Origin of the sequence: Brevibacillus porteri (assembly GCF_003013475.1) — a bacterium.
GTDB lineage: Bacteria > Bacillota > Bacilli > Brevibacillales > Brevibacillaceae > Brevibacillus > Brevibacillus porteri.
In genome coordinates, this window is record NZ_PXZO01000073.1 from 12,965 (window position 1) to 33,834 (window position 20,870).

The following is a 20,870-nucleotide window of genomic DNA, read 5'->3' on the forward strand; positions in this document are numbered from 1 at the left end:
TTGATCCTCCCACCGTATGGGTATTTGACTCATTCTGTATCTCTATTCCCGTTCACAAAATATGTGCACCCATCTATTCCATCGAGAAAGAGACACACCTTTCACCCTCCCCTTTACACAAACATATCCTACTAAAAGGCATAACGGGTACTCGAGGAGGGTGATCTTGTTTGGCTACTTATTTGGTCTCGGACATACATGGTCAGAATCAAGCTTTTCAAAAGGCGCTGCGGGACGTTTCCTTCTCTCCCCAAGCTGGTGATCGTCTATACGTATTGGGGGACATGGTCGATCGAGGACCTGAATCAAAGGAAGTATTGCTCGATCTACTCGCTCTTCGGCAGGCGTATCCGAACCAAATCTATCTCATAAAAGGGAACCACGAGCAAATGCTCGAGGATTGGCTGTCCGGCAACGGCAATCCGGAGCTATACCTGCGCTACAATGGCGGCGATGCCACCATACGTTCTTTCTTAGGGAATCACCCGCTGCGGCGAGCTTTTCTTGACCGGATGCCTTCTTTGCAGGAACAAGAAGAAGCGCGGCAATTCATCCTTTCTCGCTATCCAACCATTTTGCCAGCCTTGTCGTCTCTTCCTTTATATATCGAGCTGCCAGCCGATCCGCGAACAGGAGCTCCAGCCGCACTTTTGGTACACGCAGGCATTCGACCCGGCATCCCCTTGCAGGAACAAGATCCGCAAGATTTACTATGGATTCGCGAGCCTTTTTACCTTTATTATGATGGAGAACTCCCTGTCATCTTTGGCCACACCCCTGTTCCAGGATTACCTCAATACTCAGGCAGCGGTCCTTGGCGCAGAGACAACATAATCGGCATTGATGGTGGCGCAGGATATTGGCGAGGCGTCATGCTCGTCGAATGGCCTTCTCTTCAATCCATTTTCGTACCGATTCGGGATAGGCAATCCTCTCCACAAGTACGGGTCTACTGATCGTGCTAGGGAAAACCGGGAGCTTTCGCACTGGTGCTCCTACCTGCTGCAAGCGCATCGGGTAGTGCATCCAGTATGATGCGAGAGACAAGCCCATTCGTTCAACAAATTATTACTTTTTATAATCTACTTTCGATTTGTAATATGTTAAGATATGGACGAGGTGTTTATATGAAACGTCAGCAAATCGTGGAACAAGCCATGTTTGCCGCTTGGGGAGTGTCCCTGATCGCAACAGGAGGTAGTTTGTTTTTTTCAGAGGTATTAAAGTACATACCATGTGACCTGTGCTGGTACCAGCGAATCTTGATGTACCCGCTCGTCATCTTACTCGGGGTGGCCTCCGCGAAGAAAGATGACAAGATCGCTTCGTACGCCTTGATTCTCTCCATCATAGGAGGACTCACATCGCTGTATCATTACTCGATTCAAAAAATACCTGCCCTGCAAGATCTGGGTAGCGCTTGCGGCATTGTGCCATGCAACACGGACTATATTAACTGGCTAGGCTTTATCACTATTCCGTTCCTTGCTCTCATTGCCTTCACATTGATCAGCATCCTGCTTGTCATCGTTATGAAAAATGCAAAGGAGAAATGATTCATGAAGAAAGTCATCTTTCTATCCATCCTTGTGGCTGCGCTCCTGATCGGTGCGATCGTGTATGCTGACATTTCGAACCGTCAGCTTGCGGAAGGAAACCCTTACGGTAAAGCCAATTTGCACCCCGCTACTCTCGAACAATTGAGTGACCCGCTGTACGATAATCTCATTATGCCTAATGAGCTCAAAGGTAAGCTCAATAATCAGGAGGACGCGTTTGTTTACTTTTACAGCCCGGTTTGTGAGCATTGTAAAGCAACTACCCCCGTCCTTGTACCGATCGTGAAAAGCTTGGACATCGATATGAAAAAGCTCAATTTGCTAGAGTTTAACGCCAGCTATGGTGATTACAACATCGAATTCACCCCGACCCTCGTTCATTACAAAGGCGGCAAGGAAGTAGCTCGACTCGTCGGTGGTCGCGAAGCAAGCGAATGGAAAACATGGTTGGAAGAACAGAAAAAATCATAACATTTGGTAGCCTCCCTCGATTCTTTGCGGGAGGCTCTTTTCATATTGGACATACGTGACAAATATGTGAAGATTTCTGTTCCCTTGGAAGAAATAGCCCGAACGAGTCATTAGGCTTTTCCAGTTATTTGCCTATAATGAGTACTGGGGATAATCCTTGAAAACGGAGGTAATCGAATGACCCTCACTTATTTCACTGAAACCTTTGGCTTTCGGGCTACATGGAATCCAGAGCTGATTCTTCTGACCTTTTTGATCGGTCTGGCTTATTTCTCACTGACCGGACCACTACGCCAAACTTTTCAAGATTCCACACCTGTTACACGAAAGCAACAGACTTTTTTCACTCTCGGCTTACTTGGTTTTTACTTTAGTATGGGGAGTCCTTTGAACGTAGCTGGGCATTTTTTATTTAGCGCCCACATGCTGCAGCAATCGTTACTCTATCTCGTAATGCCCTTGCTGCTCTTGGCAGGGACCCCGTCATGGTTGATCCGCGGCCTGTTCTATCGCCGGGGGCTCAAGCTTTTCATGCGAATAGCGAGTCACCCGATACCTGCTATTCTCATGTTCAATGCCCTGTTCTCGTTTTACCATATGCCTGTTATTTTAGACTTGGCAATGAACAACCTAGCCCTACATAATTTGATTCATTTACTGCTGCTGGTGACTGCGATATTGATGTGGATGCCTGTTGTCGCACCGATACCGGAAATTCACCGCCTGTCGGAACTGCAAAAACTTGCCTACATCTTTGCTAACGGTGTTTTGATTACGCCTGCATGTGCACTGATTATTTTTTCAGCCACACCGTTGTATGCGACATATGTAGACGGTCCTTCCATGCTCTGCGCGCCATTCTTTTCCACGCCGATCGACAAATCGATGTTTGCCGTTCCACTGCTCCCTCTGGAGGATCAACGGCTGGGCGGAATTGTGATGAAGCTCATGCAAGAGCTGACGTACGGAGTCGTCCTGGCTTACATCTTCTCTACCTGGTATCGAAAAGAAAAGAATCAGGAAGAGGACGGACTCATGACGCCATAGCCAAAAAGAATCAGAAAGGAGGCGCCACACACAAGTGAATATCGCCCCTGCTACCGCTATCCGAATCCGTCGGTTGCTCTTGTTGTTGCCCGTCCTTGTCCTTGTTGCTCTTGTCGCTTCTTGGGTTTGGTTCGGGCCCAAAAACACCCAGGCGAAATTACCTGATGTAACTCTGCAAACCATCGATGGACAATCCTATTCGCTAGCACCACAAAAGAAAACGTTTCGCTTGGTGGAGTTGATTTATACCCGTTGCCCGGATATTTGTCCCACGACAACGGTAAAAATGGTTCAGCTGCAAAAACGCTTGCTCGAAGCAAACTTGATGGGGCAAGACGTTGAATTTTTGACCATCACGATTGATCCGCAAAACGACACCCCTGAGGTCATGGGCTACTATGCCAAGCAGTTGGGCATTCAAGACCAAGGCTGGACCCTGCTTCGGGGTGATGACGAAACGATCAAAACGGTTACAAATTCGCTTGGCTTTTTTGCCAGTAAGATGGATGATGGATTCATCTCTCATACATCGAGTACGTATCTCGTGGATGATAACAATGCCGTTATTCAAAAATTCGGCATGGGTGACGATTTCGATCCCGAACAAATTTATCAGGAACTGTTGAAATTGAAGAAGGAAGGGTAATCCAACATGAAACGTACGATGATTCTGCTCTTATCCATGCTCATGCTCCTTTTAGCCGCTTGTGGAAAAGAGAACGAGCAACAAGCCTTGCTACCCGGATCTCCCGTCGAGGCTGCCTTTACATTGGAACCAAAGGAGCTAGTAGCGGGCGACACCGTTACCTTCTCCGTTACAGTTACACAAGATGGCCAACCCGTGGATGATGCCAAGGAAGTGAAGTTCGAATGGTGGAAAGATGGGCAAGAAAAGCATGAAACGATCCCAGCTTCGCTGCAAGGAGACGGTGTTTACACGGCCCAACAAACCATTAGCGAGCCAGGTTCTTATTTTGTCTACTACCATGTAACGGCACGTGATTTCCACAATATGCAGAAGACCCCATTTACCGTAAACAGCAAGGCTGGTGAGACGCCTGGGGTGACGCCATCTGCGCCGCAAGCTGACGCAGGTCAGGCACACGATCATGGGGCGGCAGGTCACGCGAATGGTGAAACAGTTGATTATCATTTCTCCCCAGCCGACAATATTCAAGTAGCATCACCTGCTGCTCTCACTGTTCATCTGATGAAGGACAACAAAGCTTTGGACAAAGCGACAGTCAAATTCGAGTTCTGGCTGGGAAATGACGAGAAGCACAGCTTCGTCGATGCAACGGAAACTGCGGCTGGCCAGTATGAAGGCAACGTACAGTTCCCGACAGCCGGAGATTATACAGTGAAGGTCCATGTGGAAAAAGGAGATATTCATGATCACAAGGATTTCTCACTCTCCATAAAATAAGTCCTTCAAAATAAAAAGGCCATTCCCTGGGAGAATGGCCTTTTTGCTCGTAAATGAAGTTAGCAGGTAAAATAAGCGATTCGATCCAAGTCTGTCCCGTAATACTCCCATCGATATCCTGTCCAGCGGTATCCAGATACAGAGTGACGACCGACATGAACGGGGTAAAACCAGAAAGAGCGACCATTTCGCAGCCAAACGTATGTGTAACGATATAAACAGGGATAGAATCCGCCAGCATCAATCCGACGTGTTCCCCCATAGCCTCTTGCTCCCGGTGCACTTGGCGTTCTGCTCGGTGGAGGGCCCGGTGGTGGAGGGGGGAAACCTCCGGGGGAGCCTGGAGAGCCTGGGGAACCATCTCGGCCGCCAGGTGGAAATTCATATGACATGACGTGTCACCTCCTACTAGTCTCCCTATAGGAAATGCAGCAAACACACAGATGGTATGTGCGTTTGCCCGCCGTCATTCACCTATTTTTTCCGCAATAGCCTGTATAGTAATCCCTTGTCCGCCACCCCGCAGGCGTCCCCACTCTTTCATCCATTCCGATTGCTTTGATTGGCTGTTACTCTGCACAAAAATTGTACAGTCTCTCCCATTTTCAATCGATTCGATCCTTTTACGAGGAAGGCTGTATTTGGCTTCAGCTGTTTTGCTAGACGACGATGCAAGCCTGCCTTACTCAAGCAATGCCTGACTCGATTTGCCGGAAAACCGGAGAGAATCGCTGCTCTGGCAATATTCCTAGCACTTCTTCCCAGCGTATATAAGTAGTCTACATTTTTTTGACTCAAATATTTCCCGACATCCTCATGACCCTTCACATCGTATTGGCCCATTTCCAGCATACTGGCGAGCACCGCGATCTTGGTGGTATGCCCTGCCTGGCTTAATACATCAATCGCTGCCTTGGCTGCATCTGGATTCGAGCTGTAGGTATCATCCAGCACCTGAATGTTATTCGCGAGTCGATAGCTGGTTAGGCGTTTTGGCTGTCCGCGAAACAGACTTAATCCGCGACGAATATCATCGACGGGAATCCCCATCGTATGGGCGACTGCTATAGCAGCCAATGCATTGTACAAATTATGCTCGCCGGGAATAGGGACAAAAAATGACTCCTTTTCTCCACGCAAAGAACAGTCGAACCGAAACCCATTGCCCTCTATTTTCGTTCGCCCCGCCTTATAGTCCGACTCCTGCTCCTTGCCAAATGTCACGATTTTTCCCGTGAACGAACCCAGGTAAGGCTGTTGAACAAACTCGCGAGAATAGGGACAGTCCCCATTCAGAAAAATGGTTCCTGTGGGTTTCATATGACGAATTAACTCCGTTTTTGCTAATGCCAGCTTCCTAGCATCACCTCCGAAATTTCCGATATGAGCCGTGCCAATATTCGTGATGACTCCCATCGACGGCTGTATGATTTTGCAATGCTGTCGCAAATGACCACTTCGATAAATACCATACTCAAGCACTACGGCTTTGTGCTCGTCCCGAATTCTTTTGGTATGCGCTCTTGTATTTCCTAGGAAGTTCTTGTTGTACATCGATTTATATGTGGGCATGCGTAGATTCAGGATGGTATAGATCATTTCCTTTGTCGTGGTCTTCCCTGCACTTCCCGTCACAGCGATAACTGGCTTGTCGAGAATCAGTGTCTTTACCGGTACAGCAGCTCTTCTCTTCTTTTTCACGGGTATCACCCCTTTGCCTCGTTCTTCTCGATCAGCTTTCCTATTGTATGAACGGCATAGACAGCCTGTATAGACCATTATCTATGAAAACGTTCCGCTCCTATCCAAATCAGACGGACGACTTCTGGAATAGAGTAGGAGGGGAGGTGAAGCACATGAAAAAGAAGGCCACCATCGCCGCTGTAGGCGACATCCTGATGTGGAAAGAGCAGGTGGCAACTGCCAGACTGCCTGGTACAGATCAATTCTCTTTTACGGATATGTTTCACCCCGTGACACCGATTCTCTCAGCGGCAGATCTCACGATTGGCAATTTAGAAACCACCTTTTCCGGGAAAACACAGCCCTATCAAATCGGTTCGGCACGAACCGGTTACCCTCGCTTCAACTGTCCAGATGAATTGGCTCGAGACTTGAAAACATCTGGCTTTGACGTATTGACTACAGTGAATAACCACTGTCTGGATGGCGGAGTAACCGGACTATGCCGAACCCTTGATGTTTTGGATCGATACAAGCTTGCTCATACCGGAACCTATCGAAGCCCCGAGGAGGCAAATACCTTCCTGATCAAGGAGGTAAACGGCATTCGCATCGCTATGCTTGCTTACACGTACGGGACAAACAAGCAGGTGATCCCCGCTCATACGCCATGGATCGTCCGACTACTTCATCTTGACACGATATTATCCGACCTGAGAAAGGTCCGTCCTCACGTTGATGTTGTGATCATCTCCCTCCACTTTGGGATTGAATTCCGCTATACACCGACGACTCGCCAGCGACAGCTCGTACAAAGCCTGCTCGACAACGGTGCTGATGTCATCCTCGGAGCTCACCCACATGTTCTGCAGCCTGTTGTCACCCCGAGTATCATGACTGCTCACGGAACAAAGAGACAAACACTAGTCGCGTATTCTTTGGGCAATTTCACATCAGAGAAAATGCTCTCGTTTGATCAATCTCAGTGTGGAGCTATTCTGCGATTTACTGTCGAGAAGGATGAAAGGAATCAGATTTCACTCGAGCAAATTTCAGTCATCCCGACGTTTTCGCAACGATATGTAAGTCAAGGGCGCATTTGCTTTCGTGTCATCCCCATGCGTTCCTATTTGAAAAGCCCTGATCTGTATGTACGACCCCTGCTGAGAAAAAAGCTCCTGTTGCTGTGGAATCGCGCCATCCGTATTATAGGCAGGTCGCGGGGCGTATTGATTGAATAACACCGGAACAAACGAGGGAGCGGGTAGTTTGCTCCCTGCCCTTCCTCTTTTCCTACATAGCCCACGATTGACGATTCACAGAACATTTTGGTAAAATTCACTTGTAACTAACAAAATTAATTTAGATGGTTACAAAGGAGAGATGACTTGCATGATCACCGTTCGCCGTATCCACCCGGAAGATTTACCTGCATTTCTTGCCTTCCCGGATCACCCTGCTTCCGTTCGGGATGATATCGCTCTTTACCTCGACAAAATGTTCACACAAGGAGCCATGCGTCAGGACTGGTGCTTCGTTCTGGAGGTACAGGGTAAGATCGCTGGTCGTCTTGCCTTCTGGACATTGCCTGGCAGTAAACAAGCGACCGATTTGGTATTGTGGGAGCTTCCATGGAAAGAAGCAGAATGTCCTTCGCTCGGAGCTCATTTCTTACGCGAAGTCTACACACTCATGGCAGGGAATCTTTCGGAGAAAATCGGCTATATTCTGGATTCACCTTCCTCCTCTCCCCAATGGCAAACGGATCACCAAGAGCGAAGAAATGTTCTGGAAGCGCTCGGTTTTCGAATTAGCCGGGAAACAAACCGCTTCGAATGGCATGCACCGATTGAGGCAACTGCTATACCGTCAGACGGAACGCATGATCTGATCGTCTACCGCAGTCTTCCTGAGGTTGGTGAGGCTGCATTTGTGGATGCCATCATGCGCGTCTCGCAATTCACCCATGATCAACAAATTACAGAGGAGCGCTTGGAAAAAGGCCCTCAAGCCCAAGCACAGGAAATGTTCCAAGATTTGCAACAAATGAAATACGAACCGGAATGGTGGCAGCTCGCCTATACAGAAAAAAATGAGCTTATTGGTTTCTTGATGCCTACGGTCAGCCCCACCTTTGCTACAATTGGATACATCGGTGTTCTCCCCGAGCAGAGAGGACACGGCTATATTGATCGATTGCTGAAGCAGACCACTGACGTTCTTGTACAAGCCGGAGAAACATACATCCGCGCAGATACCGATGTCAAAAACACGCCAATGGCTAAAGCCTTTTTACGGGCTGGATACCACCAATTTGCCAGTCGCCAAGAATTTTCTCTAGATTCTGGCTTGTTGCTGTAATGGACATACAAAAAAGGGGGGCGATTGTAGTAACAATCACTCCCCTTGCTTACCTCATATGAACAAAATTTATGGCACAATCTCAGACATTTCTTCTGGGCATACAGCTTTCTTTAGCATCTCTGTTGCCCGATCGGTATTTACGTCTTTTACCAGTTCAATCTCACTAATGAGGAGCTGCTGCGCATTATCCAGCATCACTTTGTCACTCGTTCCCAATACTTTTTCTTTACTCATACCAACCAAATCACGAATGACCTCAGATTGCTCGTAAATATCGCCACTCTTCATTTTCTCTGTATGAAGCTTGTAGCGCTGCGCTGCATTCAAGGTGGTGTCGCGTTGCCCCTCTCGCATGGCGGCCAAAACATTCTTCAGAATGTCGGCTTCGACCACCTTTCGAATACCAAGAGCGGACATCTTTTCAACCGGGACCATGATGTTTAACTCTTTCAGCAGCATGTTGAGCACATAATAGAGGTGTTTTTCACCCAGAAATTCTTTCTCCTCCATCGCCTCGATTACGCCTGCCCCGTGCATCGGATAAAAAACCTTGTCTCCAACTTGAAACATACGTCCACCTCCTTCAAAGCAATCTAAATCCATTATAGCACAAATATTGAATTTGAAATTTTTTATTTTATCATGACGTTTAAAATTAAGTCAACAAAAAAATTACTTCTTACTAATTGAGCAATTCTGTTGCCATTCGCCGCCTAGTTTAAATACGATCACACCTCCGACAATGACCAGAACCCCTAACAATTGCGTAAAAGTAATCGGCACTTGAACCAGCCCTAACCAGCCGATTGAATCCGACCATAAAGCGAAGCCAAGCTGGGCAGTGAGAACGATGGAGATGGCATACGTTGGGCCAAGCAGTCTCATCCCTTGCACCAGACAAAAGACCACCCCAACGCCGATCATGCCACTGAACCAGTACCACGGCTGCATAGATGGAAGTGAAAACAACTGAGTTCCTTCGAAAAGGAGACCCATCGTCAAAGAAGACAGAAATCCCATCCCAAGCACAAGTGTCGTCGTAGACCATGTTCCTGCCTGTTCACTTACTTTCCTGTTGAAAATATTTTGCAGGCTGACCAACAAGCCAGCCAGTAACGCGAAGAATAGCCCGACTACCATGATTTTGACACTCCTGTCTCATTATTCGTTCGGAGTCTCGCTCGCCAGTTTAGCTAAACCTTCCCGATCCTTGATCAGAAGGAATCCATTGGCACGCTCAATCAGTCCCTCCTTGCAGAACTGCTGGATGACCCGATTCAAATGTCTGTAGCTCGTTCCAATCATATTCGCTGCATCCAAGAGATTGCTCGTACTGATCTGTTCTTTGTTGGCAGGATTCCACTCTTCTATCGAAACGGACAACAAATAACGAGCGAAACGTACTTCTACTGGGTACAGAAGGTTGATACTTAATGAGTTGGACTTTACACAAAATTTATGCGTAATGATTTGCAGTAAAAATTGCAGGAGTGGAGCGTAGTCTGTTCCGTATTTTTTCAACCAGCGATAATGAATTCCGATCATCAGAACAGTCGAGGCCGCTTCCACCGAATTTAGATAAGGAATTCCCCTTACATACTCAATATCTCCGATCACTTCAAGCGGTTTTTTAAAGGAAAGGATCAGGGTTTTCCCTTCGGGGGAAGTCGTAAAAATCTTTACTTTTCCCTGCACCAAAACGTACAGATGACAGGCTGATTCGCCTTGAGCACAAATGAGCTCCCCTTGATCAAATTGATACAAGGACAAATGCGACAGAAAAGGCTCATGAAAAACAGACGCTAACTGATGGGCATGGAGATAATCTTGCAAAAGCTCACGATTTTCGATTTCCTTCATTCCTCTGTTTCACCCTCTCGTCATCAGGCCCTCAGTATCAGTACCCCCAGAATCATCATCCCGATCCCGATAAAATGCGGTAGCCTCATCTTTTGTTTATCAACACCGAACCACCCATTACTGTCAATGAGAAAAGTCAGGCTAAGCTGCGCAATCAAGAGGGCTGAAATCGTCATGGTTACCCCGATATGGTGGATAGCAGTAACGTTGCTAAAAATGATAAACGCGGCGAATGCCCCACCTGTCAAATATAACGGTTTCACTCGCCTGTATGCCTGCCATTTTCCATCTCGAAAAATCAACAGAAGTAAAAAAGCCGTGAGGAAGCCCGTTAACTGCGTAAGTGTCGCGGTTTGCCAAGTACCAATATCTTGACTGATTCTTGAATTCGCTACACCTTGCAAGGTAATGAAAACACCGCCCAATATAGCAAAAATAATTCCTTTCATCCTCTCACCTCACACTGATCTGTTCCTAATTAAAAAGGATCGCAAGGTGGATAGGGAAGGACATATGTCCTCATGATTTTCGTTGCAAAAAACAAAGGAGAGGACCTTCCCGTTAGAAGGACCTCTCGCTCATTCTTCTCATTGAATCTTCTTTTGTTTCACGATTCCTATCACAAGCAGAACGATCATCCCAATGATGGTGATCGGCAGAAACCACTTCCCAAAGCCGCCTCCCCATCCTAGAGCAATGGAAACCGACTCCAACAAGATTACGGAAAAAATAAGTAAGCAGCTATTTTTTATTTGGTTCACGATTTTTCGACTGTGCAAATAAAACTGATCGGCATTCGATTCAGTGAAGCGTGCCGGATAGTTATGGAGCTCCGGATGTTTTTCGAGTACCTGCATGAGGAAAATGATAAAGACGCCAATCCCAGGTAAAAGAAGCAGTTCCCATTTTGAGCCCCAGCGATCTACTTCCCCCAGAGCATTGTAATGGGCAGGCACCTCGTCAGGAAGCTGATTCCAGACAAAGACTAAAAAGAGAAGTGATCCCACGAAAAATAAACAACCAACTACATCCCATAACCATTCGCTGCCTGTCTTTGGTATATCTATGATTGGTCGCTTCATATTCTCCCCCCTTACTGCTGCTCCTCCTACAAGTATTTTACCATTAATGTTTATTTGCGAGTCAAGGTCAATCCGTCACACACTTCTGGGCGATTATGCCCGCTTTATTTTTCAATCACTCACTCCGAATGAAGAGCAGGCGATTGAAAGAGCCGTATACATCGAGTAAAAGATTAACCTTTTTCAGAACAGGGCGAAAGCTAAAGGCTTTACGCCTCTTTTTCATTCCTTCTTTGCGATATCCACTCATGCATAAGCAAGCAGGAAGCTGTCCTCATATCCTATAAAGTACCAACCGTTAAGGGGGAAGTGTCATGGATCCGATTGAGCATCATCGACAGCGAATGCATCACCACATGAGGCAAGCAGAACGTTATCGCTCTTTAGCTTTTGAACATCGCCATGATCGCATGCGTCATCATACCTTTAGAGAAAGAGAACACTTCCATCGCATGCGGGCCCATCACCACAGAACGCAAATGCATTCGATGCGTCGTTATTAACTTGGAAAACTCCCGTTATTGGGAGTTTTTTTTATGGGACAAGCGAGAAAACGCCCAAAACAATCGTATGGAGAAATGGGCTTGGTTCGGATGTGGATTCTGTGCTCATGCCCATTCACGAAACTGGGTAAACGCATAGACATACATCATGTGTGATCAAAAGTGGAAAATGGGCTGTGATCCGCCCACATTCTTATGCGGAGGTACTATATGACAGATGTTTTTGTTGAACGCTCGTTAGAGGAAATACGTTTTTGGTCTCGCATCATGAAAGAACACTCCCTGTTTCTCAAATTAGGCTTTAACTGCGAAGACACAAAATTGATTGAAGAAGCGAATCGCTTTTACAGCATTTTTGAAGAAATTGAAAGCCAAGCCCTGGCCTTTTCTTCTGACGTAGACCCCCAACGAATCTATGACTTTAATCAGATGGTTCACAATGCCGTTTCCTATATTTGGGCCTTTAAACGCAAAGTACTCGGACTCATTATTGGTTGCAAAATCGGTGGTAACAACTTTCCGCTGTTGGTCGATCACACAAGTAGGGAGGCTGCCTATTTTCGGAATCGATTAGAACAACTGAATACGGGAAACCTTGATCCCTTACCTGATGCGGTGATTAATGAAAATGTCTTCTTCCTACGAATCATGGCTGACCATGCGAAATTTATTAACCATTTGCTCGATCCTTCCGAAAGAAAGCTAGTGGATCAGGCTAGAGAGTTTAGTCATGATTTTGATCAATTATTGTTCCAAGCTCAGGATCTAGATTCCATGCGCCCCCAGTCTCAAACGAAACCGCTACTGAATCAATTTGTCGATCAAAATCGCGTATCCGTCCGTCAATTGCGTGACTTCAAAAAAACAGCTCGTGATCTGATTGAGGAATGCAAAATTAAGAGCATAATCCCCCCATTGCTCGCTGACCATGTGTTTAGAGAAGCCTCGCATTTTCTAGAGATTTTAGATGCCTTTGAGGTATCCCTTACACACACAAAGTAGCTATCAGAAATAAGAATAACCCGTCTCCTATAAAAACAGGGACGGGTTTTGTATTTCTTGAACGAACTAAATACAATTCAGGGAGGTTTTTGATGTTTTTAGCAAAAAGGTATCGTAAGCAAATTTTTAGTTTGGCACTCATGTTTTCTATTCTATTTTCTGGTCAAAGCATTGGGCATGCAGAAGATCAAAACTCAGTTGATTTAATTCCCACGATGATGAAAAAACCTCTTGGCATCCGGCCGATATTAGTCAATTCCCCTATTATTTGGGGTATGAGTTTCCAACTGAAACAGTAGTTGGAAAGTATACGATAAAATTAGCCTCTGACATGACATATAGACATTTAGAAGCTCCTACCACTTGGACGTTTGAAGGATGGAAGCTTGGTGAGAAAAGAGAATTTACATTTGATAACTCCAAGCCCTATAAAGCGTATCGCTTCAATATTACTGCCAATAATCGGCATGGCAATACTCATACCGTAATTAGTGAAGTTGAATTCATGCAAGGAAATGCTGAGATGCTGAGATGCTGAGATGCCAGATCCAGATCCTCAGCCATCCGGTGATAACGCACTTCTTGTTATCAAGATGATCAGTGGACTCGAGAAAGAGTTTGAATTAACTACATCCGAAGTTCAAGACTTTATCGACTGGTATAATGGCCGTGCAGACGGACGTGGAAAAGAAACTTATATGTTCGATAAGGACTTTAACAAGGGGCCATTTACCGCTAGAAAAGATTATGTAGTATTCAGTAAAATCCAATCCTTTGAGGTCATGGAATATACCAAATAATACAATGAGGCACCTCCTATAAAACAGGATGGTGTCTCATCGTGTTGATATCTATACTGTCGATATTATCTGTGGCGACCTTCCTAATACCTTTTTTTGCATCCATTTTCGTCACTTGAGAACACTCGTACAGTCAAAAGGGAAATTATGTTAATACCTTATTTTAGATCATCATAAAGGAGGAAATATCCCATGAAAAAGAAGAAATCTAATTCTAAGAAATACAAGAAAGTAAAAGGTCAATTGGTACAACATTCATCTTATTATCCAGCTCAAGCTGGAAGTTGTATCTGGATTTGCATGCGTCATGGGTGCGGTTGGTGGTGCCCAGAACCCGTTATGTAATGTGACCTTCTCCAAGAACCATCATGCTAAACACATTGGTTGCATTATCACCACTCCCTGATTATTAGGGAGTTTTTCTTGTTACAATTCCTGGCACCATTTTAATAATCTTGTGTTTAGTAAACATTGACAATCAAACAACAGACTGATGGCATTCGCTGTAGTGCATACAATCAAATCATCTGTTAAAATTGTTACAAAAAGGAAAATACTGGTGATCCTTCATGAAAAATAGACCTCTTTGGTTCAATATCTTTTCAGTAGTTGCCCTTTCCATGGCAGTAGTGAACGTTTTTACACATGTGGCTTTGTTACGAATAGTAACGATGCTATGCCTCGCCGTTTTCATGGTTACTGGTATTCAACATTATGAGGATGATAAAAATGAGTAAAAAGTTTGTCTTATACACGTTCATTACAAGTTTCCTTTTAATCGCTTTCACTCCGCTTATTTTTCCAGTTACCATTACTGATGTTAAGCAACTGAATCATGTGCTTATTGGAGCGCCATTTCCTTTTATTCAGCAAGATGTTTCAAGTATTATTCTTTGGGATTTGATCGATTACAAAGTTTATATCAAGAATCCGTTTGAATATCCGACAACCATCCTTTTTGGTAATTTAATCCTTTCATTATCAATCGTTTTCTTTGCTTTATTTGGAGTACTCAAAAGTGTAGTTTCTTTGTCTCGGATTAAACGACCTCATAGAAAGTAACTAAAGGATTTGGAAAGCTGCTGCTTTTCCGTCCCTTCTGCCATTGATTGCTCCACCAGCAGCATCGTTTGTTCCCCGCTGAAAGACGGAGACAATTTGCATCCCAGCCACCGTGATCGCCTCCGCTTCTGCTCGTGTGAGACGTTTCCATTCATACTGCACAGGAACAAGATAGCGGCAGACAAATTACATACCCCACCGCCCGCTGCCAAAGTCACTACAAGACGCTTATTGCACCGTTTCCTGCTGTTCTACTACCGATGCATCATATTTTTCACAAGTAATCCCTTCATATTGTTCGGGTGTTAATTTTCCTAGCTCTACAAAACGGGTGACATCTTCTGCCGTATACTCGCCGAAACGATACAGCAAGCAAATAGAAAAGCCACCCGGCATCCGAGTGGCTTCATCCCATTCACTTGTCTGTATTTTACTGGAATAAGCTTTTGTAATGAAATGTCATTTCTTTGCAGAGAACGAACTACGAAATGCCTCCATCAAAATAGCGTCCTCCGCTGCGAAAAAACTACCGATTCTGCGGCTGTTTCGTCCGATAAAACTCATTAAACAACTTCATTAACGCTCGCTTTTCGATACGGGATACATACGAACGAGAGATGCCCAGCTCACGCGCAATTTCGCGCTGTGTCTTTTCTTTGTCCTGATCCAGCCCAAACCTGCCGATGATCACTTCTTTTTCGCGCTCATCGAGGATGTGTATGTGCTGGTAAATTTTATTGGACTCCAGCTTGAGCTGCACAGCGTCGACCACTTCGTCGGTTTCTGTGCCAAGGACGTCGATCAAAGTGATTTCATTCACCCTATGTGTTTATCCGTATTCTAAATAAGCTTCGCTTACTAAAAAATACACGCGATAGTCGAAGTAAATTCTCAAAATGGATATAGTTCCAATAATCAAGAAATAAGAAAATCCCGTCTCCTCAATACAGGGACGGGTTGTCATTTGACATTGGGTTATCTAATTTCTGCGGCTATTCCCTAGCTTGTTTCTTTAATTTCTTTTCTTTTTCATCAGAGATATTAAAAGCCTTTTTAAAATTTGGTACTGTTTGATCTTCCAACGGTTGTGAATTAATCCACTTCATAAATTCTTCTTCCCCTACATAATTTATAAGGGTGTCTTCAAAAAAGTATTCTTCACTGTCAAATTTACGTAATAATTCATCTTCCGTTTGATGCTCTTCGGTTTCATGCTCTTCATGTGGCGCAAAGGTCGGGCCATCAAAGTAGTGAGGCCAGAAGTATTTAGGGTCTATTGTATTTGAATAGTTAATATCCTTCCCATCATACTCCCCTTCATTATTTATATCGATATGCAAATGAGGACCAGTACTATCTGTACCAGTATTTCCTGATACCGCAATTTCTTCTCCTTTGCTCACAGAATCACCTGTAGATACAGATTTGGATTTTAAATGAAGAAACCTAATTACTAGTTTAGAATTCGTGTCAGGGTCCTTGTCTCTTGTTTCAATTGCCACATAATTGCCTGCACTTGTCCAATAACCTGCACTTAATACGGTTCCTCTTTGTGGACTGTATACAGGCTCTTTATTTACTGCAATATCCATTCCTTTATGACTCTTAGAATATCCCCTACTTAATTCAGTATCAGTAGTAACCCACTGCCAGTTAAAATCATCGTATGGATTTATCCCTTCTGCGTAAGCTGTTCCATTGCCAGCACTGACTACAGCTGATACCGCGAGAGCTAAACCAAGAATACCTGCCCTTATCTTCTTCATACATACTTCCATTCCTTTCATTTTATGGTATATTATTACCAATACGATTATAGTATTTATTTGTCAAATTTTCAATTAATTTAGATAATAAATATGTAAAAAGGTGGTAATTCAAGTGTACAAAAAGTTAACGTTATTTATTTTGCTTTCTGCCGTTTCGATAGTTGGCTGTTCGACTAGTAGCAATGCAGTATCAAAACAGGAAAGTCCTCAACCTACGCCCGCAGATTATAGTAAAAAGCTAGAAATTCTTGATCGATTAGAGAACCACGACTCTACCTTAAGTCGCATGACAGAAATACTAGCAATCGAATGGCATCATTTATTTACACAAAAGAATGAAGAGGATCTATGGAATACATATTTTTATCTCACTTGGAATTTACGTCCTGACGAAAAAGAACGAGTAAGGAGCGAATTATCTACAACCCATAAAGAGCTTGCAACATACTTAGATATGCAGAAACAAGGCACACTTCCCGCAAAAGAAGTTAGTATTAAAAATATTATGGCTGAGAGAAACCCCAATAATGACGGTTATCTCGTGAAAGCAAGTTACCTTCTAACACTAAAAGACGGTACTACCAAAGAAGTATGGGTTGAACTTAACGCAGACGACTACATGGAAACTTTTAATCCTCGTTTTAACACTATAGCTACAGGAGAAAATCTTCCTGAACCCAAAAATGAACAAGAACGATTACGTCGTGACTTTATACTTAGAGCACTTGACTATAATGTGATTAAAAAAATGACTTATGATGAAATTTTAGAGATGATCGACATGAAATCGGTCGATACAAAGTAAACCTATGTACGCTTACTGCTTAAAAGTGAAATTAAGTTTCCTACTGGAATCCCGGTCGAGAAAAGTATTTGTTTCGTGTACCCGCAGATTCCTGATCGAATAAACATTCACAGTAAAAAACCCGTCTCCTCAAAATAGGGACGGGTTTGCTATTTCTTGAACATAATTTGAACATTCCGCTGACTATTCCGTTGATTTGAATTTATTCCTTTTAATGTTTTGCTCAAATCAAAGAACTGTAATATATTTCAAAGGTGATTTGTTCTATTATCCATTTTTAACAATTAGAGGAGGATTATCATGGTTTTGGCAAAATGGTTCAACAAGCGATTTTTTTCCTATGCACTTATGTTTTGTGTTTTATTTTTTGGGCAAAGTATAGTTCATGCGGAGGAACAATACACCAAAGATTTAATTCCTAAAATGACAAGTAATACTGCACCTAGTGGAACAGCCTTTTCAAATTCACAGTATTCTAGTAAGTACCAAGCATGGCGTGCATTTGATGGGCTGAATATTGAAAATAGCGAAAATCCGTCAGGAGACGCTGGTGGCGCTCAAAGTGGGGATCTGGGTGATCTAAAACTTAATCCTTTTCTTCTTGGATATGAATTTCCTACAGAAAAAACTGTAGTAAAATACGCTTTAGAATCCCCGAATTGGTCAAATGGTGTTACTCAAATGGCTAAAAGCTGGACTTTTGAGGGATGGGACGGAACCTCGTGGAACATTCTCCATACTGTAGAGAACGAGACAAACTGGAAGATAAATGAGGTTAGGAATTATCAGTTTACTAATGAAAAATCCTACAAAAAATATCAAATTCGTGTTACTGCAAACAATGGCTTTAAAGGCTACGTTTATATTGGAGAGTTAAAAATGTTCGGATATGAGGAAGACCTTAATTTAATTCTTAGTGGTAATACACATGATCTATCTAATGTCCTTTCCTGGAACTCAATTAATGGGGCAACTATTTATAATGTAAAACGTTCTATAAATACTGGCGGGCCATACGAAACCATCGCAACAGTGACAAATACAACTTACACTGATGAAGACGTTGAAAAAGGAATTACATACTACTACATCGTAACAGCAGTTAATGAAGATAGTGAGATTAAAGACTCGAATGAAGTAGCTCTAACCCCATTAGGCAATACCGATCCTGTTGATCCCATTACTGGGGATAGAGCACTGTTAGTTATCAAGATGATCAGTGGTCTTGAGAAGGAGTATGAATTAACTGCATCAGAAGTACAAGACTTTATCAACTGGTATAATGGCCGTGCAGATGGTCGTGGCAAAGAAACATATATGTTCGACAAGGACTTTAACAAAGGACCATTTACAGCTCGAAAAGATTATGTAGCTTTCAGCAAGATTCAATCCTTTGAAGTTATGGAATATACCAAATAACACGACGAGGCACCTTCCTGTTAGATAGGAGGTGCCTCAAATTTTGAAAGACGCTGATCTACGCTGAAAGAATAAAATCAACAAACACTGGTGATCGTAGCACGCCGCTCTTTGTCCAGTTTCGCATTTTAACCTTGGCTTTTATCTGCGGTTGTATATACACAAAATCGCGATCCTCACCAGTAATCAACTGTTTCGCCACACCGTAAAACGCCTGCTTGTGAGTTGGCGGTACACCAAGCTCAATCAGGCCTGCTGGTCGTCCGTTGTAATGTGCCAACCATCCGAAGTCTCCCTTACGCCAGCCCGCAATATGGACATCAGCATAAGTGTAGTTGATTACCTTTATGAAATCGTTTGTACGTTTATCCGAGTGGTATCGCCCGTCCTTATGCTTGGCGACTATTCCCTCCATGTTTCGAGCAACAATTGCGTCCCATAAGTCCTCACCGTATCCGTCAATGTACGCTATTTTGCTCATGGTTGGGGTATCCGGTATTGCACGGTCTAGGACGGCTTTGCGCTCCATGAGAGGAAGTCCTTTAAGGTCAGCACCATTATAATGTAGGATATCGAACACGACGTAAGATATCGGCAGCCGCGACCTCTTCGACTGGAAACGCTGCATAGTCAGCTCAAAGTCAGGGATACCCGTTTCAGGGTCCATTACCGCCAGCTCGCCGTCCAGCACGTTGTCAGGACCATCCGTAATGAGTTCGGGGTACTTCGAGGTCACATCGTTGTTATGCCTTGTGTAAAGGCGCGTCTGTCCATTACTTCGTGAAAAGATTAGACGGTGGCCGTCTATCTTTGGCTCGAAGAAGTATCGTCCATCAGAGAAGGGTTTATCGACTTGTTCGAGTAACATCGGAGATATAAACATTGTTGTCACCTCAATACTAAAAAATCCCCGACGAACATGTCGAGGAGAAAATGTAAGGTTATGGTCGTTTTATATATTGTAGTATATACACCCTGATATACTCAACAATCAGATATTTACAATTACTTCGTGACGCTTACGAGGTCGTCTACTTTGATCCAATCTGCTGCCCAGTCGCTCACCAACCTGAATCGCTTCCGTACCGAATCGATTTCACGAACAACTCTCAACGCTTCCTCCAGTGTTCCGAGCTCCCCTTTCTTTAATTATGATTTTTTGAAAAAACAGGTCAATTCGTTGTGTAATGGATTATATTCCCATTAACTTGTAACTTTTTCCGTTTTTGTACGTCTAACAGTTGAGTTAAATAGAATTCTATGAGGTGACAAATCCGTGATAAAAAAAGGGATCACACTTGGACTAATCCTATCTCTTGCGAGCATACTTTCAGTTCCATCACAAGCAATAAATGCTTCGAATCAACCTCAAGCCATAGCCACTCCTCCTGTCAAAAACAACGTAAGTCCGAATATTACTACCGACAAAGTTAAGCAGTGGATCAAGGAACAAAGTAAAAACAAAGCCACTTCTCAAAATGAGCTTTATTTGGACTTTCTATACTACAAAACACTCAATCTAGATGACGACAAAGAAATGGAACTTGTAGTCACAGCGCCAGGAGGGGCTCACACAGGGGCTTTCTTTGTTTTTGATCAACAAAACGAACAATATCAACTGATATTTGAGGAAGAGTGGCATGTGCCAAAAGATGGTCTAGTGCAACCTGATGAACTGGATGATTTCATCCCCTATAGTACCAGCAATGGCAAACGAATCTATAAAACGATTGATCATTCTGGCGGAACAGGTATACATGTCGAAACCGCGCACCTATGGTACATCGAAAATGGAAAAGTAGTAATCGCTTGGGAAGGAGAAATGAAAAAAGTCACCTCCTTTCAAGGCATCCTAACCGTGACATTGGGCACTTACCACATAGAAAATGATACCCTACACTACTTCGCAAACTCCTATAAACAAGATGTAGAGCAAAAGCAAATCAAAAAACCTGACTCGCAAACTGAAGCAAAGATGTTCCAATTTAACGGGAAGATTTTTGAAGAGAAATTGTAAT

General features: G+C 43.9%; 27 protein-coding genes and 2 pseudogenes. 17 read left to right on the forward strand and 12 right to left on the reverse strand.

Annotation, left to right across the window (positions count from 1 at the left end; all coding sequences use genetic code 11):
- Positions 1-170 precede the first annotated feature (170 nt).
- From C7R92_RS30855 to C7R92_RS30880, 6 genes are all read left to right on the forward strand, one after another.
- Positions 171-956, forward strand: a complete 786-nt coding sequence (locus C7R92_RS30855) for a metallophosphoesterase family protein (protein WP_106836768.1) — start codon at positions 171-173, stop codon at positions 954-956.
- Positions 957-1,127: 171 nt separating this feature from the next.
- Positions 1,128-1,556, forward strand: coding sequence for a disulfide oxidoreductase (locus C7R92_RS30860; RefSeq protein WP_047072664.1), 429 nt, complete (start codon positions 1,128-1,130; stop codon positions 1,554-1,556).
- Positions 1,557-1,559: 3 nt separating this feature from the next.
- On the forward strand, positions 1,560-2,030 hold the full coding sequence (locus tag C7R92_RS30865) for a thioredoxin family protein (RefSeq protein WP_106836769.1): 471 nt from the start codon (positions 1,560-1,562) through the stop codon (positions 2,028-2,030).
- 177 nt (positions 2,031-2,207) lie between these two features.
- The gene (gene ctaG, locus C7R92_RS30870) at positions 2,208-3,077 is read left to right on the forward strand and encodes a cytochrome c oxidase assembly factor CtaG (protein WP_106836770.1); all 870 of its coding nucleotides are present in this window, start codon (positions 2,208-2,210) and stop codon (positions 3,075-3,077) included.
- 34 nt (positions 3,078-3,111) lie between these two features.
- On the forward strand, positions 3,112-3,723 hold the full coding sequence (locus tag C7R92_RS30875; RefSeq protein WP_106836771.1) for an SCO family protein: 612 nt from the start codon (positions 3,112-3,114) through the stop codon (positions 3,721-3,723).
- Positions 3,724-3,729: 6 nt separating this feature from the next.
- Positions 3,730-4,503: a FixH family protein gene (locus C7R92_RS30880; RefSeq protein ID WP_106836772.1), complete on the forward strand. Its 774-nt coding sequence runs from the start codon at positions 3,730-3,732 to the stop codon at positions 4,501-4,503.
- Between the two features lie 59 nt (positions 4,504-4,562).
- On the opposite strand, the gene C7R92_RS30885 is transcribed toward C7R92_RS30880, so the two are convergent.
- Positions 4,563-4,895 carry a transporter gene (locus C7R92_RS30885; protein ID WP_106836773.1) on the reverse strand — a complete coding sequence of 111 codons (333 nt, stop codon included), beginning with the start codon at positions 4,893-4,895 and terminating at the stop codon, positions 4,563-4,565.
- A 148-nt stretch (positions 4,896-5,043) separates the two neighbouring features.
- Entirely contained in the window at positions 5,044-6,210 is a 1,167-nt protein-coding gene (locus C7R92_RS30890) for a UDP-N-acetylmuramoyl-tripeptide--D-alanyl-D-alanine ligase (RefSeq protein ID WP_412679008.1), read from the reverse strand.
- A gap of 149 nt (positions 6,211-6,359) precedes the next feature.
- Between C7R92_RS30890 and C7R92_RS30895 the strand changes: the two genes are divergently transcribed.
- Positions 6,360-7,427: a CapA family protein gene (locus tag C7R92_RS30895; RefSeq protein WP_106836775.1), complete on the forward strand. Its 1,068-nt coding sequence runs from the start codon at positions 6,360-6,362 to the stop codon at positions 7,425-7,427.
- A 151-nt stretch (positions 7,428-7,578) separates the two neighbouring features.
- Positions 7,579-8,547 (forward strand): GNAT family N-acetyltransferase, encoded by a 969-nt coding sequence (locus C7R92_RS30900; protein ID WP_106836776.1) that lies wholly within the window; start codon positions 7,579-7,581, stop codon positions 8,545-8,547.
- Positions 8,548-8,616: 69 nt separating this feature from the next.
- Here the strand turns inward: C7R92_RS30900 and C7R92_RS30905 are convergent, their stop codons facing one another.
- The 5 genes from C7R92_RS30905 to C7R92_RS30925 form a co-directional block, all read right to left on the reverse strand.
- On the reverse strand, positions 8,617-9,120 hold the full coding sequence (locus C7R92_RS30905) for a CarD family transcriptional regulator (protein ID WP_106836777.1): 504 nt from the start codon (positions 9,118-9,120) through the stop codon (positions 8,617-8,619).
- Positions 9,121-9,222: 102 nt separating this feature from the next.
- Complete coding sequence (locus C7R92_RS30910; RefSeq protein WP_069850402.1) at positions 9,223-9,690, reverse strand: DMT family transporter; 468 nt, start codon at positions 9,688-9,690, stop codon at positions 9,223-9,225.
- 21 nt (positions 9,691-9,711) lie between these two features.
- On the reverse strand, positions 9,712-10,410 hold the full coding sequence (locus tag C7R92_RS30915) for a Crp/Fnr family transcriptional regulator (RefSeq protein ID WP_106836778.1): 699 nt from the start codon (positions 10,408-10,410) through the stop codon (positions 9,712-9,714).
- 23 nt (positions 10,411-10,433) lie between these two features.
- A complete protein-coding gene (locus tag C7R92_RS30920) occupies positions 10,434-10,859 on the reverse strand; it encodes a DMT family transporter (RefSeq protein ID WP_069850407.1) in 426 nt (141 codons plus the stop codon).
- Between the two features lie 138 nt (positions 10,860-10,997).
- Entirely contained in the window at positions 10,998-11,492 is a 495-nt protein-coding gene (locus C7R92_RS30925; RefSeq protein ID WP_106836779.1) for a DUF1648 domain-containing protein, read from the reverse strand.
- A gap of 314 nt (positions 11,493-11,806) precedes the next feature.
- On the opposite strand from C7R92_RS30925, the gene C7R92_RS30930 reads away from it, so the two are divergent.
- The 6 genes from C7R92_RS30930 (at position 11,807) to C7R92_RS33040 (ending at position 14,859) form a co-directional block, all read left to right on the forward strand.
- Positions 11,807-11,995, forward strand: coding sequence for a hypothetical protein (locus tag C7R92_RS30930; RefSeq protein ID WP_017247634.1), 189 nt, complete (start codon positions 11,807-11,809; stop codon positions 11,993-11,995).
- Between the two features lie 210 nt (positions 11,996-12,205).
- Positions 12,206-12,997, forward strand: coding sequence for a DUF2935 domain-containing protein (locus C7R92_RS30935; protein ID WP_106836780.1), 792 nt, complete (start codon positions 12,206-12,208; stop codon positions 12,995-12,997).
- Positions 12,998-13,089: 92 nt separating this feature from the next.
- Positions 13,090-13,296, forward strand: a complete 207-nt coding sequence (locus tag C7R92_RS30940) for a hypothetical protein (protein ID WP_106836781.1) — start codon at positions 13,090-13,092, stop codon at positions 13,294-13,296.
- A gap of 240 nt (positions 13,297-13,536) precedes the next feature.
- Positions 13,537-13,797 (forward strand): hypothetical protein, encoded by a 261-nt coding sequence (locus tag C7R92_RS30945; protein ID WP_106836782.1) that lies wholly within the window; start codon positions 13,537-13,539, stop codon positions 13,795-13,797.
- 192 nt (positions 13,798-13,989) lie between these two features.
- On the forward strand, positions 13,990-14,142 hold the full coding sequence (locus C7R92_RS32160; RefSeq protein WP_158265786.1) for a hypothetical protein: 153 nt from the start codon (positions 13,990-13,992) through the stop codon (positions 14,140-14,142).
- 384 nt (positions 14,143-14,526) lie between these two features.
- Positions 14,527-14,859 (forward strand): hypothetical protein, encoded by a 333-nt coding sequence (locus tag C7R92_RS33040; RefSeq protein WP_244195877.1) that lies wholly within the window; start codon positions 14,527-14,529, stop codon positions 14,857-14,859.
- Here the strand turns inward: C7R92_RS33040 and C7R92_RS32165 are convergent.
- The 4 genes and pseudogenes from C7R92_RS32165 to C7R92_RS30965 all read right to left on the reverse strand — a co-directional run.
- A pseudogene (locus C7R92_RS32165) lies at positions 14,860-15,033 on the reverse strand (glycoside hydrolase domain-containing protein); the annotation flags it as partial. It abuts the gene before it with no gap.
- Between the two features lie 54 nt (positions 15,034-15,087).
- Complete coding sequence (locus C7R92_RS30955; protein ID WP_106836783.1) at positions 15,088-15,255, reverse strand: XkdX family protein; 168 nt, start codon at positions 15,253-15,255, stop codon at positions 15,088-15,090.
- A 130-nt stretch (positions 15,256-15,385) separates the two neighbouring features.
- Positions 15,386-15,676: pseudogene (locus C7R92_RS30960) on the reverse strand (sigma-70 family RNA polymerase sigma factor); the annotation flags it as partial.
- A 175-nt stretch (positions 15,677-15,851) separates the two neighbouring features.
- A complete protein-coding gene (locus tag C7R92_RS30965; RefSeq protein ID WP_106836784.1) occupies positions 15,852-16,625 on the reverse strand; it encodes a M23 family metallopeptidase in 774 nt (257 codons plus the stop codon).
- 115 nt (positions 16,626-16,740) lie between these two features.
- Between C7R92_RS30965 and C7R92_RS30970 the strand changes: the two genes are divergently transcribed.
- Both C7R92_RS30970 and C7R92_RS33045 read left to right on the forward strand, forming a co-directional pair.
- Positions 16,741-17,433 (forward strand): hypothetical protein, encoded by a 693-nt coding sequence (locus C7R92_RS30970; protein WP_106783910.1) that lies wholly within the window; start codon positions 16,741-16,743, stop codon positions 17,431-17,433.
- 300 nt (positions 17,434-17,733) lie between these two features.
- Positions 17,734-18,852 carry a fibronectin type III domain-containing protein gene (locus tag C7R92_RS33045; RefSeq protein ID WP_244195880.1) on the forward strand — a complete coding sequence of 373 codons (1,119 nt, stop codon included), beginning with the start codon at positions 17,734-17,736 and terminating at the stop codon, positions 18,850-18,852.
- A 58-nt stretch (positions 18,853-18,910) separates the two neighbouring features.
- Here the strand turns inward: C7R92_RS33045 and C7R92_RS30980 are convergent, their stop codons facing one another.
- Positions 18,911-19,735: an ATP-dependent DNA ligase gene (locus C7R92_RS30980; protein ID WP_106836785.1), complete on the reverse strand. Its 825-nt coding sequence runs from the start codon at positions 19,733-19,735 to the stop codon at positions 18,911-18,913.
- A 393-nt stretch (positions 19,736-20,128) separates the two neighbouring features.
- Between C7R92_RS30980 and C7R92_RS30985 the strand changes: the two genes are divergently transcribed.
- Entirely contained in the window at positions 20,129-20,869 is a 741-nt protein-coding gene (locus C7R92_RS30985) for a hypothetical protein (protein WP_106836786.1), read from the forward strand.
- Position 20,870 lies beyond the last annotated feature (1 nt).